General features: G+C 67.3%; 13 protein-coding genes. 3 read left to right on the plus strand and 10 right to left on the minus strand.

Annotated elements, in window-relative coordinates; all coding sequences use genetic code 11:
- Nucleotides 1–145: 145 nt before the first annotated feature.
- Nucleotides 146–520 carry a response regulator gene (locus tag JQC81_RS22535; protein WP_203274053.1) on the plus strand — a complete coding sequence of 125 codons (375 nt, stop codon included), beginning with the start codon at nucleotides 146–148 and terminating at the stop codon, nucleotides 518–520.
- A 12-nt stretch (nucleotides 521–532) separates the two neighbouring features.
- Here the strand turns inward: JQC81_RS22535 and JQC81_RS22540 are convergent, their stop codons facing one another.
- Together JQC81_RS22540 and cobA are read right to left on the minus strand one after the other, a co-directional pair.
- Nucleotides 533–1,855, minus strand: a complete 1,323-nt coding sequence (locus JQC81_RS22540) for a cobyrinic acid a,c-diamide synthase CobB (RefSeq protein ID WP_203274054.1) — start codon at nucleotides 1,853–1,855, stop codon at nucleotides 533–535.
- Nucleotides 1,852–2,646, minus strand: a complete 795-nt coding sequence (cobA, locus tag JQC81_RS22545) for a uroporphyrinogen-III C-methyltransferase (protein WP_203274055.1) — start codon at nucleotides 2,644–2,646, stop codon at nucleotides 1,852–1,854. The genes JQC81_RS22540 and cobA overlap by 4 nt, the downstream gene beginning before the upstream one ends.
- A gap of 71 nt (nucleotides 2,647–2,717) precedes the next feature.
- On the opposite strand from cobA, the gene JQC81_RS22550 reads away from it, so the two are divergent.
- Nucleotides 2,718–3,821 carry a cobalt-precorrin-5B (C(1))-methyltransferase gene (locus tag JQC81_RS22550; protein ID WP_203274056.1) on the plus strand — a complete coding sequence of 368 codons (1,104 nt, stop codon included), beginning with the start codon at nucleotides 2,718–2,720 and terminating at the stop codon, nucleotides 3,819–3,821.
- A gap of 11 nt (nucleotides 3,822–3,832) precedes the next feature.
- Here the strand turns inward: JQC81_RS22550 and cobM are convergent, their stop codons facing one another.
- From cobM to cbiE, 3 genes are read right to left on the minus strand one after another with little or no spacing between them, the layout of a single operon-like run.
- Entirely contained in the window at nucleotides 3,833–4,606 is a 774-nt protein-coding gene (cobM, locus tag JQC81_RS22555) for a precorrin-4 C(11)-methyltransferase (RefSeq protein ID WP_203274057.1), read from the minus strand.
- Nucleotides 4,603–4,989 (minus strand): cobalamin biosynthesis protein, encoded by a 387-nt coding sequence (locus tag JQC81_RS22560; RefSeq protein ID WP_246520599.1) that lies wholly within the window; start codon nucleotides 4,987–4,989, stop codon nucleotides 4,603–4,605. Before JQC81_RS22560 ends, cobM begins: the two co-directional genes overlap by 4 nt.
- On the minus strand, nucleotides 4,986–6,197 hold the full coding sequence (cbiE, locus tag JQC81_RS22565; protein ID WP_246520600.1) for a precorrin-6y C5,15-methyltransferase (decarboxylating) subunit CbiE: 1,212 nt from the start codon (nucleotides 6,195–6,197) through the stop codon (nucleotides 4,986–4,988). The genes JQC81_RS22560 and cbiE overlap by 4 nt, the downstream gene beginning before the upstream one ends.
- 37 nt (nucleotides 6,198–6,234) lie before the next feature.
- Between cbiE and JQC81_RS22570 the strand changes: the two genes are divergently transcribed.
- Nucleotides 6,235–6,987, plus strand: coding sequence for a cobalt-precorrin-6A reductase (locus JQC81_RS22570; protein WP_203274060.1), 753 nt, complete (start codon nucleotides 6,235–6,237; stop codon nucleotides 6,985–6,987).
- Here JQC81_RS22570 and cobJ read toward each other — a convergent pair.
- From cobJ to cobN, 5 genes are all read right to left on the minus strand, one after another.
- Nucleotides 6,969–7,733 (minus strand): precorrin-3B C(17)-methyltransferase, encoded by a 765-nt coding sequence (gene cobJ, locus JQC81_RS22575; protein ID WP_203274061.1) that lies wholly within the window; start codon nucleotides 7,731–7,733, stop codon nucleotides 6,969–6,971. The genes JQC81_RS22570 and cobJ overlap by 19 nt on opposite strands.
- Nucleotides 7,730–8,470, minus strand: a complete 741-nt coding sequence (locus JQC81_RS22580; protein WP_246520601.1) for a precorrin-2 C(20)-methyltransferase — start codon at nucleotides 8,468–8,470, stop codon at nucleotides 7,730–7,732. The genes cobJ and JQC81_RS22580 overlap by 4 nt, the downstream gene beginning before the upstream one ends.
- A gap of 7 nt (nucleotides 8,471–8,477) precedes the next feature.
- Nucleotides 8,478–9,110 carry a precorrin-8X methylmutase gene (locus JQC81_RS22585; RefSeq protein WP_203274063.1) on the minus strand — a complete coding sequence of 211 codons (633 nt, stop codon included), beginning with the start codon at nucleotides 9,108–9,110 and terminating at the stop codon, nucleotides 8,478–8,480.
- A complete protein-coding gene (cobG, locus tag JQC81_RS22590) occupies nucleotides 9,107–10,402 on the minus strand; it encodes a precorrin-3B synthase (RefSeq protein WP_203274064.1) in 1,296 nt (431 codons plus the stop codon). Before cobG ends, JQC81_RS22585 begins: the two co-directional genes overlap by 4 nt.
- Nucleotides 10,399–13,290: cobaltochelatase subunit CobN (gene cobN / locus JQC81_RS22595; RefSeq protein ID WP_203274065.1), on the minus strand; the 2,892-nt coding region annotated here is incomplete at its 5' end. The genes cobN and cobG, both read right to left, overlap by 4 nt.

A 13,290-nucleotide genomic window follows, 5' to 3' on the forward strand; every position in this document is an offset into this window, starting at 1 on the left:
AACCTGTCGAAACGTGCGTCTGCGAAGCTCTGTTCCCGCGCCTGTCCGCGGACACATGGCTGCCCCTCGTCCCGCGGCCGGAACAGCCGCCGGTATGGCGAATTGACTCGATCTGAAGCCTTGTCCTGCTACCGAGGAGACTGGGATGTTGAACGGCTTGCGTGTTCTCGTCGTCGAGGACGATCCTGCCATCGCTACGGACATCAGCGATCTGGTCGAGCGGGCTGAAGGGGAGGTCATCGGTCCGGTTGGATCGCTCCGCGAGGCCAAGCAGACCGTCAAGGCTGATCAAGGCATCGACGCAGCGGTGCTTGATGTCAATCTTAGTGACGGGGACATCACGCCTGTGCTGGAGTCCTTGCGGGCCCGGAAGGTCGGCGTCGTGGTCTACACCGGAAGCGGCGGGTTGCCCTCGGGCGTGGGCGAGCGCCATCCCGATATCGTCGTGCTTCAAAAGCCTGTACAGCCCGGCCGTCTCGTGGGTGAAATCCAGCGTGCCTGTCGCAGCGTGAGCGTTTGAGAGGTCACACCATCAGCGAAGGGCGATGGTGTGGAAGAAGCTCCCCGTCACGAAACCATTGCGGTGACCTGCAAAGCCGAGGTCGTTGTCCTCTGCATCCGCGATTCTAGCAAAAGCCGTTTCCGCTGACCTGTCGCATTGTGTGACGGAGGCATAGTGGAACTCATGGCCCACAAGGCGCGCCCCTGCTCGTCCAAGCACGCCGCCGTGGAGCAGATCCGCAACCCGGTAGCCGAGATGCATCTTGCGCTTGGCATAGCTCGTCTCGACCGGCAGGAGGCCAGCCATGGCGTGGACATGCCCCTCACCATCCTCAAGGGACATTCCTAAGACCATGTAGCCGCCGCATTCCCCGTGAACCGGCCAGCTCTCTGCAAAGCTCTGCAGGCCTTCGAGAAAGCGACTGGCATTCGCGATGCGTCCTGCGTGAAGCTCCGGGTAGCCTCCTGGCAGCCAGCAGACGTCGCAGTCTGAAGGCGGAGGTTCATCGGCAAGAGGCGAGAAGGTCATGATCTCGGCCCCTGCTTCCCGCCATCCGGCGAGTACATGTGGGTAGACGAAGGAGAAGGCCTGGTCCGACGCCAGTGCGACCCGCTGACCCGGCGGGGGCAGGGGAATGATGGGATCAGAGCCGTCGAGCTGAGTCGGGCGGGCGAGAGCCATGAGCCGGTCGAGATCGACGGCGCCTTCCACCGCATCCGCCAGACGCTCCAGCCGTGCGTCGAGTTCCTCGGTCTCGCCTGCCTGGACGAGGCCGAGATGGCGCTCCGGCAGGGTGAGGTCCGCGTTGCGCATGAGTGCGCCGAGAACAGGCAGGCCGATGCGGGCCATGCCGTCCTCCACCAGCCTGCGATGCCGTTCGCTCGCGACCTTGTTCAGCACCACCCCGGCCACGTCGATCCGCGGATCGAAGCGGGCGCAGCCGAGGGCGACGGCGGCGGCCGATTGCGCATGTCCCGACACGTCCAGAACCAGGATCACCGGCCAGCCGAGGAGAGCGGCGATGTCGGCGCTCGCGCCCGTGCGGCCGATCTCCTGTCGGATGCCGTCGAAGAGGCCCATGGAGCCTTCCCCGATCACGAGATCCGCATTGCTGGCGGCTTGCGATGCAATCGCCCCGAGCAGGGGTCGGTTCATGGCAAAGCTATCGAGATTGAAGCTTGGGGCGCCGGTGGCGGCTTCGTGAAAGGCCGGGTCGATGTAGTCGGGGCCGCATTTCACGCCGCGCACGTTGAGGCCCCGGCGGGCGAGCGCCCGCTGGAGGCCGAGTACGATGGTCGTCTTGCCTGAACCTGAGCGGGGCGCGGCGACGAGCAGGCCGGGGCCGAGGCTCACTGGGCGGCCTCGCTGCCGAACTCGAGGAGGTGATTGGCGATGGCCGATCGGAAGGCTGCGATGGCGCCGATGGCCACGATGGCGGGCGAGCGGATGAGCCCATCCTCCGCGAGCTTCGGCAGGGTCGCGAGCGTTCCCTCCACGACGCTTTCCTTCGCGGTCGTCGCGCCATGGACCACGAGCGCCGGCGTGTCGCCTGCGAGTCCGCCTTCCATGAGGCCCTGCACGATGGAGGGAAGGTTCGACACCGCCATGTAGAGCACGATGGGCGCGCCCGTGCGGGCCAGCGACGCCCATTCGATCTCCGCATCCGGGGCAGGGTGGCCGGTGGCCAGGATCACCGCGTGGTTCGTCTTGCGCATGGTCGCCGGCACGCCGTGGATGGCGAGCGAAGCAAGGCCGCTCGACACGCCCGGGATGATGCGGAAGGGGATTCCCGCCTCGGACAGAGCCAGCGCTTCCTCGCCGCCGCGCCCGAAGATGAAGGGGTCGCCTCCTTTGAGCCGCAGCACCCGCTTGCCTTCACGGGCGAGCTGGACCAGCCGCTCGCAGATGTCCCGCTGAACCGCCGAAGGCTTGCCGCCGCGCTTGCCGGCAAATTCCAGGGCAGCACCTTCCCGAGCGAAGGAAAGAACGGCCGGATCGATGAGGGCGTCGTAAACAATGACATCCGCCTTCGCGAGGGCGTTCAGGGCATGGATCGTGAGCAGGCCGGGATCGCCCGGGCCCGCGCCGACGAGCCAGACCGTGCCGGGCGCGAAGGGCGGCGTGAGACGGGAGAGGGCGGTCATGCGGGTCTCCCAGCGTGACTGGCCATCCCGAGATGGCTGTTGGAATTCATGGGGACGTTGTAAGAGAGCTTATGGACGAGAGTAAACCCGCTGGAACCTTGCGCCGTGGCTGGACCACGGGCGCCTGCGCCACGGCGGCGGCCAGGGCGGCCTATCTGGGATGGCAGACGGGTGAATGTCCCGATCCCGTCGAGATCGTGCTGCCCGGTGGTGCACGGCCGGCCTTCTCCCTGGCGCTCACGGAGACCATCGAAGGCGGCATGCGGGTCGGCATCGTCAAGGATGCGGGCGACGATCCGGATGTGACCCATGGCGCGCTGGTGATCGCAACCGTTCGGGCGGGTGCGCCGGGCTCCGGCGTGTCGTTCCGGGCCGGCGAGGGCGTCGGCACCGTCACCCGCGCAGGCCTGCCCCTGCCGCTGGGAGAGCCCGCCATCAATCCGGTGCCGCGCCAGATGATTCGCGACAATCTGGAGGAGGCGGCGCGCAGCATCGGAGGTCCAACGGATATCGAGGTGGAAATCTCCATCCCGGGCGGTGAGGCCATTGCCCAGAAGACCCTCAACCCGCGCCTCGGCATCCTGGGCGGCTTGTCGATCCTCGGCACCACAGGCGTGGTGGTGCCCTATTCCTGCGCTGCCTGGATCCACAGCATCTATCGCGGCATCGATGTCGCCCGTGCCGGCGGTCTCGACCATGTGGCGGGCGCCACGGGATCGACCTCCGAGAAGGCCGTGCAGGCGCTCTACAACCTGCCGGATCATGCCCTCATCGACATGGGCGATTTCGCCGGCGGCATGCTGAAATACCTGCGCCGCAATCCGGTGCCGAAGGTCACCATCGCGGGCGGCTTCGCCAAGATGACCAAGCTCGGTCAGGGCCTGCTCGACCTGCATTCGCGCTCCGGCGCGATCGATCTCGCATGGTTGTCCGAGCGCCTGCGCGAAGCCGGTGCCGAGCCCTCCGTCGCCGAGCAGGCGCGTGGCGCCAACACCGCGCTCGAAGTGCTGGAGACGGCCAAGCGTCTCAGCCTTCCGCTGGCCGACGTGGTGGCGCAGCATGCGTGGCAGACGGCCTCCAAGGCCCTGCGGGGTGCCGAGATCGCGCTCGAAATCATCGTGTTCGACCGAAACGGCCAACTCGTTGGCCGCGTGCCGTTCCATCCGGTGGCCTGACGCCGCGTGCCTCATTGGCCATCCTCGCGGGCGCTGGGGCGGAAGCGCCGGTCGTAATCGGCCGAATAGAGGGCGCTCTCGCGAAAATCCTTTGCCTCCAGGGTGCGCCCCACCAAGATCAGCGCCGTGCGTTCCAGCTTCTCGGCGCGAACCATGGCGGCGATCGTGCCGAGCGTGCCCTTGATCACCCGCTCGTCCGGCCAGGAGGCGCGCCAGACCACGGCCGTAGGACAATCGGCGCCGTATGCCGGCACAAGGTCCTCCACCACCCGCTCGATCACATGGATCGACAGGTGAATGGCAAGCGTCGCCTTGGTCTGCGCGAAGGTTGAAAGCCGCTCCGTTTCCGGCATGGCGGAAGCGCGGCCCGAGGTGCGCGTAAGCACCACCGACTGCCCGACCTCCGGCACGGTCAGCTCGCGCCCGATTGCGGCGGCGGCCGCTGCGAAGGCGGGAACGCCCGGTGTGATCGTATAGGGGATCCCAAACGCATCGAGTCGCCGCAGCTGCTCGCCCATGGCACTCCAGATCGAGAGATCGCCGGAATGGAGCCGCGCCACGTCCTCACCGCGCTCGTGCGCGCGCACGTATTCGGCCGTGATGGCTTCAAGATCGAGGGGAGCCGTGTCCACGAGCCGTGCGCCGGGTGGGCACCAGGAGAGGATTTCCGGCGGCACGATGGAGCCGGCATAGAGGCAGACAGGGCAGCGCTCGATGAGCGAGCGTCCGCGCACGGTGATGAGATCGGGAGCACCGGGACCTGCTCCGATGAAATGAACGGTCATGGGCCTGTCTCCGGACGTGCGAGGGCGCAGGTGGCGGAGGCCGAGGTTATGCGCTCCAGGATAAGTCTCGGGTGCGGCCCTGCGGCGGCAAGCGCCGCGGCTTCGGCGACCGATCCGACCCCATGCGCGGCGATGGAGCGGGCCGATTTCGTGCGAACATGCGGGGCTGATGCCGAGAGAGCGTCTTGTGCAACAGGTGTCACCGGAACATCAAGCCGACGGGCGGCTTCCGTGAAAGCGGGCAGGATCGACAGAGCCTCAACGGTCGCAAGTTTGGTCAGGTCGTCACGCGCAAGCGACGCATGCTCCAAAGCCTGCTCGACGAGCGCTACGATCTCGTCGGCCTTGACGCTATGCCTCAATCCCACACCGGCCACGATCATGGCTTCACCACCACCCATTGCATGACGGGCATCGCCGCCCGCCAGCCATGCATGCCGCCGACGGCCTCCAGACGCGAGAACGCCAAGCGCCGCATGGCACCGCCATGCTGCGCGTAGAGCGCGCCGAGCAGCGTCTCGGTCTCCAGCGTCACGGCGTTGACGACGAGGCGGCCTCCGGGTTTCAGCGCCGCCCAGGCAACATCGAAAACACCGGGCTGGGATGCGCCGCCACCGATGAAGACGGCATCCGGTGCCGGCAGGTCGGCCAGGGCCTCGGGTGCCTGACCAATGCGGATGTCCAGCGCCGTTGCGCCGAGTTCGAGAGCATTGCGCCGCGCTCGCTCGGCGCGCTCCGGGCGCTCCTCGACGCCGATGCAACGATTGCGCGGATGGCGCAGGCACCATTCGATGCCCACCGAACCTGCGCCCAGGCCGATATCCCACAACAGTTCACCGGCCTTCGGCGCAAGGGCTGCCAAGGTCAGCGCACGTATCTCCGCCTTGGTGAGCTGACCGTCATTCTCGAACCAAGAGTCGGGAAGACCGGGCGTGAGGGGAACGACACGCGCATCACGTGATGCCGCGACCTCGATCGCGACAGTGTTGAGCGGATCAAGATCGGCAATATTGAACGTGTCTGCAATCGCATGGCGGATGCGTTCGCGCGGGCCGCCCATAGCTTCCAGCACGGAGATGGTCGAGGCGCCCATGCCGCGCGCTTCCAGCAACTCCGCGAGCTTGCCCGGGGTCGAACCGTCCCACGACAGGATCAGAATGCGGGCACCCGGCTGCAGGTCGGGAATGATCCGCTCCAGCGCCCGGCCATGCAGGCTGACGCACTCGCAATCCGGCAGCGACCATCCCAGGCGCGCAGCCGCGAGGCTGAAGGCGGAGGGCTGCGGATGGCAGATAATCTCGTCCGCCGGAACGAGACGGGCGAGTTCGGCCCCGACCCCATAATGGAACGGATTGCCCGTCGCCAGTACGCAGGTGGGTTGTCCCCGACGCGCCAGGATCACCGGGTAGCCTTCCGCAAAGGGGCTCGGCCAGGTCTGCGTGTCGGCGCGCAAGGGTGCCGCAAGTTCAAGGTGACGCGCGCCGCCGATCACGAACTCCGCCCGGTCGAGCGCATCCTGAGCCGCGGGAGAGAGGCCGGCGCGTCCGTTCTCGCCGATGCCGATGATGGTGAGCCAGGGAGCTTTCGTCATGCTCGACTCCGTCTCAGAATTCAGGGAAAAGGAGCGCATGCGCATTCTCATTCTGGGCGGCACGACGGAAGCCTCCGCGCTCGCAAGGCTTCTTTCCGGCCGATCCGAGTTCAGCCCGCTCCTGTCCATGGCCGGGCGCACCAGCGACCCACGGCCCCTGCCGATTCCAACCCGCATCGGTGGCTTCGGCGGCGTGGAGGGGCTTATCCGTTTCCTGGCGCAGGAACGGATCGAGGCGGTGATCGACGCAACCCATCCCTTCGCCGCTATGATGTCGCGCAGCGCTGCGGAGGCCTGTGCGAGCGCGTGCGTTCCGCTGCTCGCCCTGCGCCGTCCGCCCTGGGCTCCGCAGGAGGGTGACCGATGGATCGAAGTCGGCTCGACGGGAGAAGCGGTTCGAGCGTTGGGCGATGAGCCCCGCCGGGTCTTTCTCACCGTGGGCCGCCTCGAACTGCCGCCCTTCGCGGCCGCGCCGCAGCACACCTATCTCGTGCGCACCATCGGGCCCATTGGCGATGCACTGCCGGTTCCGAACGTCATCGCCATCCAGGATCGCGCACCTTTCAATGAGGCGGCCGAGCGGGCACTGATGGAACGCGAGCGCGTCGAGATTGTCGTGACGAAGAATTCCGGTGGGGCTGCGACCTACCCGAAGATCGCGGCGGCGCGGGCTCTCGGAGTGCCCGTCATCGTCGTGGCACGGCCGGAGAAGCCTCGCGGCATCGAGGAGGTTGCGAGCGCGGACGCCGCCCTGGAGTGGCTCGAGCGCCGTCACGGCCGCACCCCGTAAAAGCGCGGCGTGTAGACATAAGGCATTTCGCCATCGGGCCGCTCTATGAGCTTGGTGGTGCTGGCGCCGATGATCACGATTGTGGACATGTCCGCCATCGACGCCTCCACCTCGGAAAGCGGAACAATCCTGATTTGCTCGTCCGGTCGCATGACGGCCCGCGCGAGAATGATCGGCGTGTCGGGGCCACGCGTCTCCGCCACGATCTTGAATGCCGCGCCGAGCTGCCAAGGCCGGGCTGAGGAGATCGGGTTGTAGAGCGCCACCACGAAATCGGCGCTGAGCGCCGCGCGAAGTCGCGCCTCGACCACCTCCCAGGGCTTCAGATTGTCCGACAGCGACATGGCGCAGAAATCACCGCCGAGCGGCGCGCCCACGCGGGCCGCTGCCGCGAGCATCGCCGTGATGCCGGGCTCGACGCGGATGTCGAGGCTGCGCCACGCCGGATCACCGCCGTCGACGGCCTCGAACACGGCCGCCGCCATGGCGAACACGCCGGGATCTCCCCCGGACACCACGGCCACGCGAGCTCCCTTCGCCGCAAGCTCCAGTGCGAAGCGCGCACGGTCGAGTTCGACCCGATTATCCGAGGTGTGCCGCTGCTGGCCGGGCCGCTCCGGCACGCGGTCCACATAGGGGCCATAGCCGACGAGGTCGGTGGCCGTGGCGAGCGCCTCGGCGGCTGCGGGCGTCAGGAAGCGCGGATCGCCGGGGCCGAGGCCCACAATCGTGAGCAGGCCCGTCATACGCGCCTCCCTTGCCCCGGCACGATGATGAGCGAGAAATAGGGAGCGTCGAAAACTTCGGGTAGTTCGTGCAGTGGGATAATCTTTTCCTGCGCCATGGTGGCGCGCTCCACATAGATCGCGCGCTCCAGGAGGCCTGCGGTGGCGAGTGCTGCCCGCACCTTCGGCAGGTTGCGTCCCAGCTTCATCACCACGGCGGCGTCGGTGCCCGACAGTTGTCGCGTCAGCTCCATCTCGGGCAGCGTCCCCGGCACCACTGTGAGCACGTCGTCGCCCCAGGTGATCGGCGCGCCAGCGCGGGTCCAGGCGCCCGACATGCCGGAGACGGCGGGCACGACTTCCGTCGGCACCTTGTCCTTGAGGCGCCACCAGAGATGCATGAAGGAGCCGTAGAAGAAGGGGTCGCCCTCGCAGAGGACCGCGACCGTGCGGCCGGCCTCGATCTCGGCGAGAAGCCGTGATGCTGCTTCCTCGTAGAAGGGGTTAAGAGCGGCGGCGTAATCCGGGTGGTCGGCGGGAATTTCGGTGGTCACGGGGTAGACGAGTGCGATCTCCCGCTCAGGGTCTGCGCCAACGATGGCATCGGCGATGGTGCGCCCATTGCCGCGCCGTCCGCGTTTGCAGAAATGAGCCAGCCGATCAGCCGTTTCCAGCACCTTGCGGGCACGCACGGTCATGTAATCGGGATTGCCGGGGCCTAGTCCTAAGCCGAAGAAGCGGATGGTGTCGTTCGCCATAACCACCTCACTCCACCGGGTTCGCGAGCGCATTGACCGCTGCCGCCGCCATGGCGCTGCCGCCGCGCCGTCCGTGCACCACGAGGTGGGGCACGCGTCCGTCGCGGGCGAGCGCCTCCTTGGATTCTGCCGCCCCAATGAACCCGACCGGAATGCCGATCACGGCAGCAGGCTTCGGTGCGCCGGCGTCAAGCATCTCGAGCAGGTGAAACAGCGCGGTGGGCGCATTGCCGAACACCACGAGGGCGCCTTCGAGGCGCTCGCGCCAGAGCTCCATAGCGGCGGCCGAGCGGGTGCTGCCGAGTTCCGCCGCGAGCACTGGGACGCGCGGATCATCCAGGGTGCAGATCACCTCGTTACCTGCCGGCAGCCGCGCGCGGGTGATGCCGTTCGCCACCATCTTGGCGTCGCACAGGATCGGCGCGCCGCGTTTGAGGGCGGATTCAGCCGCTTCAGCGAAGTCGGGGGAGAGGTCGATGTCTTTCGGCAGGTCCGTCATGCCGCAGGCATGGATCATGCGCACTGCGACACGCTCGGCGGTGCCGGAAAAGCGCGAGAGGTCCGCCTCCGCGCGAATGATCGCGAAGGAGCGGCGATAGATTTCTGCGCCCTCGCGGATGTAGTCGCGGGACGCGCTCATGGCTGACGCTCCGGGGAGGCGCGGCGCAGGCCATTTAAGGTGTTCAAGGGCGATAAACGGAGCATGATCTCGTCAATGGAGAGATGAAGGAAAGAGGCGTCGCGGGTGGATCCGTTCGGGACGACGTCGTAGCCGCCATCGCTACGGCCGACCAGCGTGAGATCCGCCTTGCCGGGATGGGCGCACCCTTTCGGGCAGCCCGAGACATGAAGCGTTGCGCCTTGTCGAAGCAGATCCCCACAGGACTCCGCAATGCGCAGGGCGTCAGCAGGAGCGGATGTCAGCGCGCTGCCGCAATCCGGTCTACCAGGGCAGGCCATCAAACACAGGCGAATGTCGTCCGCCTCGGTGATGAAGCCGGCACGGCCCGCCTCGTCGATTAATGCGGAGACGTGCTCGCTTGCGATCATCGGCAGCAGGATGCCCCGCGTGACGGACAGGCGAATTTCGCCGCTGCCGAAGCGTTCGCTCCAGTTGGCTACTTGAACCAACTGCTCGGCGCGGCAGCGGCCGAAGGGCAGGGCGAGGAGAACGGCCTGCCCGTTGCCGTGAGATATGACACCAGCTCGTGGAGCCGCCGGTCGCCGTTCCGGCGCTGCGGCTGGATGGAGGTCTGCGCGTGCGACCAGCTCTCGAATCAAATCGGGCTCAAGATCGCGCAGACGCCGCGCCTCGCTCATGCCCTTGCGTCGCAGATTGCAGAAGTCCGAGAGGATTGAGTGAACGGCATCCGGCGTACGGGTGAGATCAGAAGTCCCCATCCAGTGCAGGCCACTGGAAGAGGGCATCCCGAATGCGATGCTCCTATCACCCAATGCGACGAGATGAAGATCGGCCCCGAGTTCATCGAGGGGCATCGTGCCTCCGCCATCGATGGCGACAAAGAACTTGGCTGGCAGGCCCTTGATGGCGCCCGCCGCATTCTCGATGTGCCGTGCCAGAGCGATGGTGTCGAACTGATCGCGTGGATCAAGACCGGCGAGGGGCGACAGCACCGTCAGGCGGTTCGGACCATCACCCTCGGGCTCGGCGAGGCCTTCACGCTCAAGAAGGGCGAGCAGGGCGGGATAGGTGGCCTCGCTCACGCCGCGGATCTGCAGGTTGCCGCGGGCCGTGATGTCGAGATGGCCGTTGCCGTGCTCGCGCGCCGCCTGCGCCACGAGGCATGCTTGATCGGCTGAAAGCCTGCCGCCGAACGGATGTAGGCGCACGAGCAGGCCGTCGCCGGTGGCCATCGGGCGGCGCACGCCCGGGCACCAGCCTCGGCGCTTGATATGGCCTTGCGCGCTCATTCGGCGGCCTCCTTCCGGTCATCCTCGAACAGGGCTGCAACGGAATTGAGGCGGCTCTCCCACAGGCCCCGCCGGCGCGCATCGGCCAACCGGTCCCGGATCGCCTGCGCGGCGGCCGGGTTGGCAGCCGAAATCTGCTGCCAGATCGGCTCATCAGCGATCAGGGCTGTGAACACGAGATCGAGAGAGGCGGAGGAAACGGCGTTCGTGGTTGCCGCGAAGGTGAAGAGCGCATCGATCCCTTGGGCGATCTCGGCCGCGCCACGCCAGCCATGACGCAGCTGGCCCGCGATCCAGTGCGGATTCGTCAGGCGGCCGCGCACGAGGCGGTCGATGTCTTCCACGAGGATTCGGGCTTTGGGTGCTTGCGGGCGGCTTGTGTCGAGGCTGTAGACGGCAGGCGTCGTGCCCAAGGCCTCCGCGGCCGCCGCGAAGCCTCCGATCGCATCGGCGGCGGAATCGCCGTCGAGGATGTCGCGCTCGGCCACATCACTCACATGCACGAAGGCTTCCGCCCGTTCCACACGCTGCGGGAAGCTCTCGTCGGTGCGCGCCTCGCCGCCACTGCCGAAGGCATGAGATGTGCCGGAGAGGTAGGTGCGGCCAAGATCGTTCTTGGTCGACCATTCACCCTCGAGCGCCCGCGATGAGACCCCAGCGCCGTAGGTGCCGGGCGCAGAGCCGAACACGCGGGAGAGCGCCTCGCCGCGCCGGTGCGCGGCGGCAAGCTCGTTCCACTCGTCATCCTCGTTGAGCGCCGCGACCGCACGGGCTGCCTGGTCGAGCAGGGCGAGCTGGTCCGGGAAGGTGTCGCGGAAGGCGCCGGACACACGGATCGTCACGTCCGCACGGGGCCGGTCGAGAAGCGGCTGCGGCACGATCTCGAAGCCGGTCACGCGGGTGGAGGCATGGTCCCAGGTCGGGCGAACGCCCATGAGGGCGAGCGCATGGGCGATGTCCTCGCCGCCGGAGCGCAGCGTCGGCGAGGCCCAGAGATCCATCACGATGCGACGCGGCCAGTCGCCCTGCTCCTGCAGGTGGCGGCGCACCACTTCGGCCGCCGCGCGCTGCCCAAGTTCGGTGGCGGCGCGGGTGGGGATCGCGCGCGGATCGAGTGTCGCGAGGTTGCGGCCCGTGGGCAGCACGTCCGTCTGCCCACGCGAGGGGGAACCGGACGGGCCGGGGACGACGAAGCGTCCGTCCAGAGCGCGTAGCAATCCCTCGCACTCACCGGCTGCGCAGGCCTCGAAACCATCGAGCGTGCCGCCGAAAACGTGCAAGCCGTCGCGGACCGTCACCTCGCCGAGATCGCACAGGTGAGCATCGAGACGGGTGAGCGCCTCGTCCATCGGCATAAGTTCATCGACACCGCAGGCGGCAGCGAGACCGCTCGCTTGAGCGCGCTCAAGAATTTCCGTTGCCACTAGCTCCGCGCGTCCGGGATGTAGCACCTGGGCCGAGGAAAACTCTTCCACGAGCTCACGCAGCGCCGCAGCCTCGCCGTTTAGGCCAGCTTCGCCGGTCGGGGGCGTGAGATGCCCGATGGTGACAGCGCTGATCCTGCGCTTCGCTGGGGCTGCCTCGCCGGGATCGTCAACGATGAAGGGGTAGATCACCGGCACTGTACCGATAGCGAGGCGCGGCCAACATTGCGTGGAGAGCGCCACCGCCTTGCCGGGCAGCCATTCGGTGGTGCCGTGGGTGCCGAGATGCACGAGGGCGTGGATATTTTCCAGAGCCTTCAGGCCGACATAGAACGCGAGGTAGCCGTGGCTCGGGGGGCATTCGGGATCGTGGTAGAAGCCCTTGCGATCGTGTCCGTGACCACGATCCGGTTGCAAGGCGACAAGCACGTTGCCGGCGCGCACGGCGCGGAAGCGGAAAGCGCCGTGCGACAAGGCAGGATCGTTTTGGGCGCTGCCCCAGCGCTCATCAATGGCATCACGCTGTTTGCTCGGCAGCGTATCGAGCCATGTGCGGTAAGCGGCAAGAGGAACCTCGAAGGTCTCCTCGCCTTCCGTGAGTCGCGGCATGAGGTCGTCTGCCGTGAAATCCCGTTCGGCCGCGTAGCCCGCGTCGCGCAGCAGATCGAGGATCGCGCAGGCGCTGGCCGGTGTGTCGAGCCCGACCGCAAAACCGGCGCGGCCGCCGCGTGCCGGGTAATCGGAGAGAACCAGCGCCAGCCGCCGCTCACGGCGTGGCGTGCGGGCGAGGCGCACCCAGGCAGCGGCCATGTCGGCCACGGCGTTGATCCCGGCTTCATCCGGCGCCTGCACCCGGCGGGAGAAGGCGAGGGCCGGATCGGCGGGCTCCTCGGCCTTGAACGATACGGGACCTGCAGCAATGCGGCCGTCGAACTCAGGGAGAGCGATCTGCATGGCGAGATCGGCGGCGGAGAGGCCGCGCGGCGAGGCCTCCCAGGCGTCTTTCGTACTGCCGACGGGGATCGCCTGCAAGATCGGGCAGTCGGCTTCGTCGAGCACGAAGCTCTCATCGTCTCGCGCCGAGAAAGCCGTTGTCGTGACGATGATGTCGGGACGGCGCGCCTGGATCGCGCATCGAACGACCGCCACGGCTTCCGGGTCTTTCAGGCTCGATACCGCGAGCACGAGGGTTTCGATGCCGCGTTCGCGGAGCGCTGCCGACAGATTCTCGACGGCCTGTGTGTCGCCTGAGAGAACGGCGGAGCGATAAACGAGAAGATAGGCGAGGGGGCGGTCACCGGAGAGGTGTGCGAGAGCGGCCTCAGGGTCGACGATGCCGCCGCCTCCGATCCCACAGACCTCATCCTGAGGAGCAGACGAAGTCTGCGTCTCGAAGGATCCAGTGCTCTCTGGAACCTCCTTCGAGACGCCGCTGCCGCGGCTCCTCAGGATGAGGTCGGAGAA

Source organism: Microvirga arabica, from assembly GCF_016811235.1.
In the GTDB taxonomy this organism is placed as follows: Bacteria; Pseudomonadota; Alphaproteobacteria; order Rhizobiales; family Beijerinckiaceae; genus Microvirga; species Microvirga arabica.

What these genes read in the sequence shown, in the direction of transcription:
- cbiE (WP_246520600.1), bottom strand. Translation starts at nt 6,197, where the DNA reads ATGACGAAAGCTCCCTGGCTCACCATCATCGGCATCGGCGAGAACGGA.
- JQC81_RS22585 (WP_203274063.1), bottom strand. Translation starts at nt 9,110, where the DNA reads ATGAGCGCGTCCCGCGACTACATCCGCGAGGGCGCAGAAATCTATCGC.
- JQC81_RS22580 (WP_246520601.1), bottom strand. Translation starts at nt 8,470, where the DNA reads ATGGCGAACGACACCATCCGCTTCTTCGGCTTAGGACTAGGCCCCGGC.
- JQC81_RS22570 (WP_203274060.1), top strand. Translation starts at nt 6,235, where the DNA reads ATGCGCATTCTCATTCTGGGCGGCACGACGGAAGCCTCCGCGCTCGCA.
- JQC81_RS22535 (WP_203274053.1), top strand. Translation starts at nt 146, where the DNA reads ATGTTGAACGGCTTGCGTGTTCTCGTCGTCGAGGACGATCCTGCCATC.
- cobM (WP_203274057.1), bottom strand. Translation starts at nt 4,606, where the DNA reads ATGACCGTTCATTTCATCGGAGCAGGTCCCGGTGCTCCCGATCTCATC.
- cobA (WP_203274055.1), bottom strand. Translation starts at nt 2,646, where the DNA reads ATGACCGCCCTCTCCCGTCTCACGCCGCCCTTCGCGCCCGGCACGGTC.
- cobG (WP_203274064.1), bottom strand. Translation starts at nt 10,402, where the DNA reads ATGAGCGCGCAAGGCCATATCAAGCGCCGAGGCTGGTGCCCGGGCGTG.
- JQC81_RS22550 (WP_203274056.1), top strand. Translation starts at nt 2,718, where the DNA reads ATGGACGAGAGTAAACCCGCTGGAACCTTGCGCCGTGGCTGGACCACG.
- cobJ (WP_203274061.1), bottom strand. Translation starts at nt 7,733, where the DNA reads ATGACGGGCCTGCTCACGATTGTGGGCCTCGGCCCCGGCGATCCGCGC.
- JQC81_RS22560 (WP_246520599.1), bottom strand. Translation starts at nt 4,989, where the DNA reads ATGATCGTGGCCGGTGTGGGATTGAGGCATAGCGTCAAGGCCGACGAG.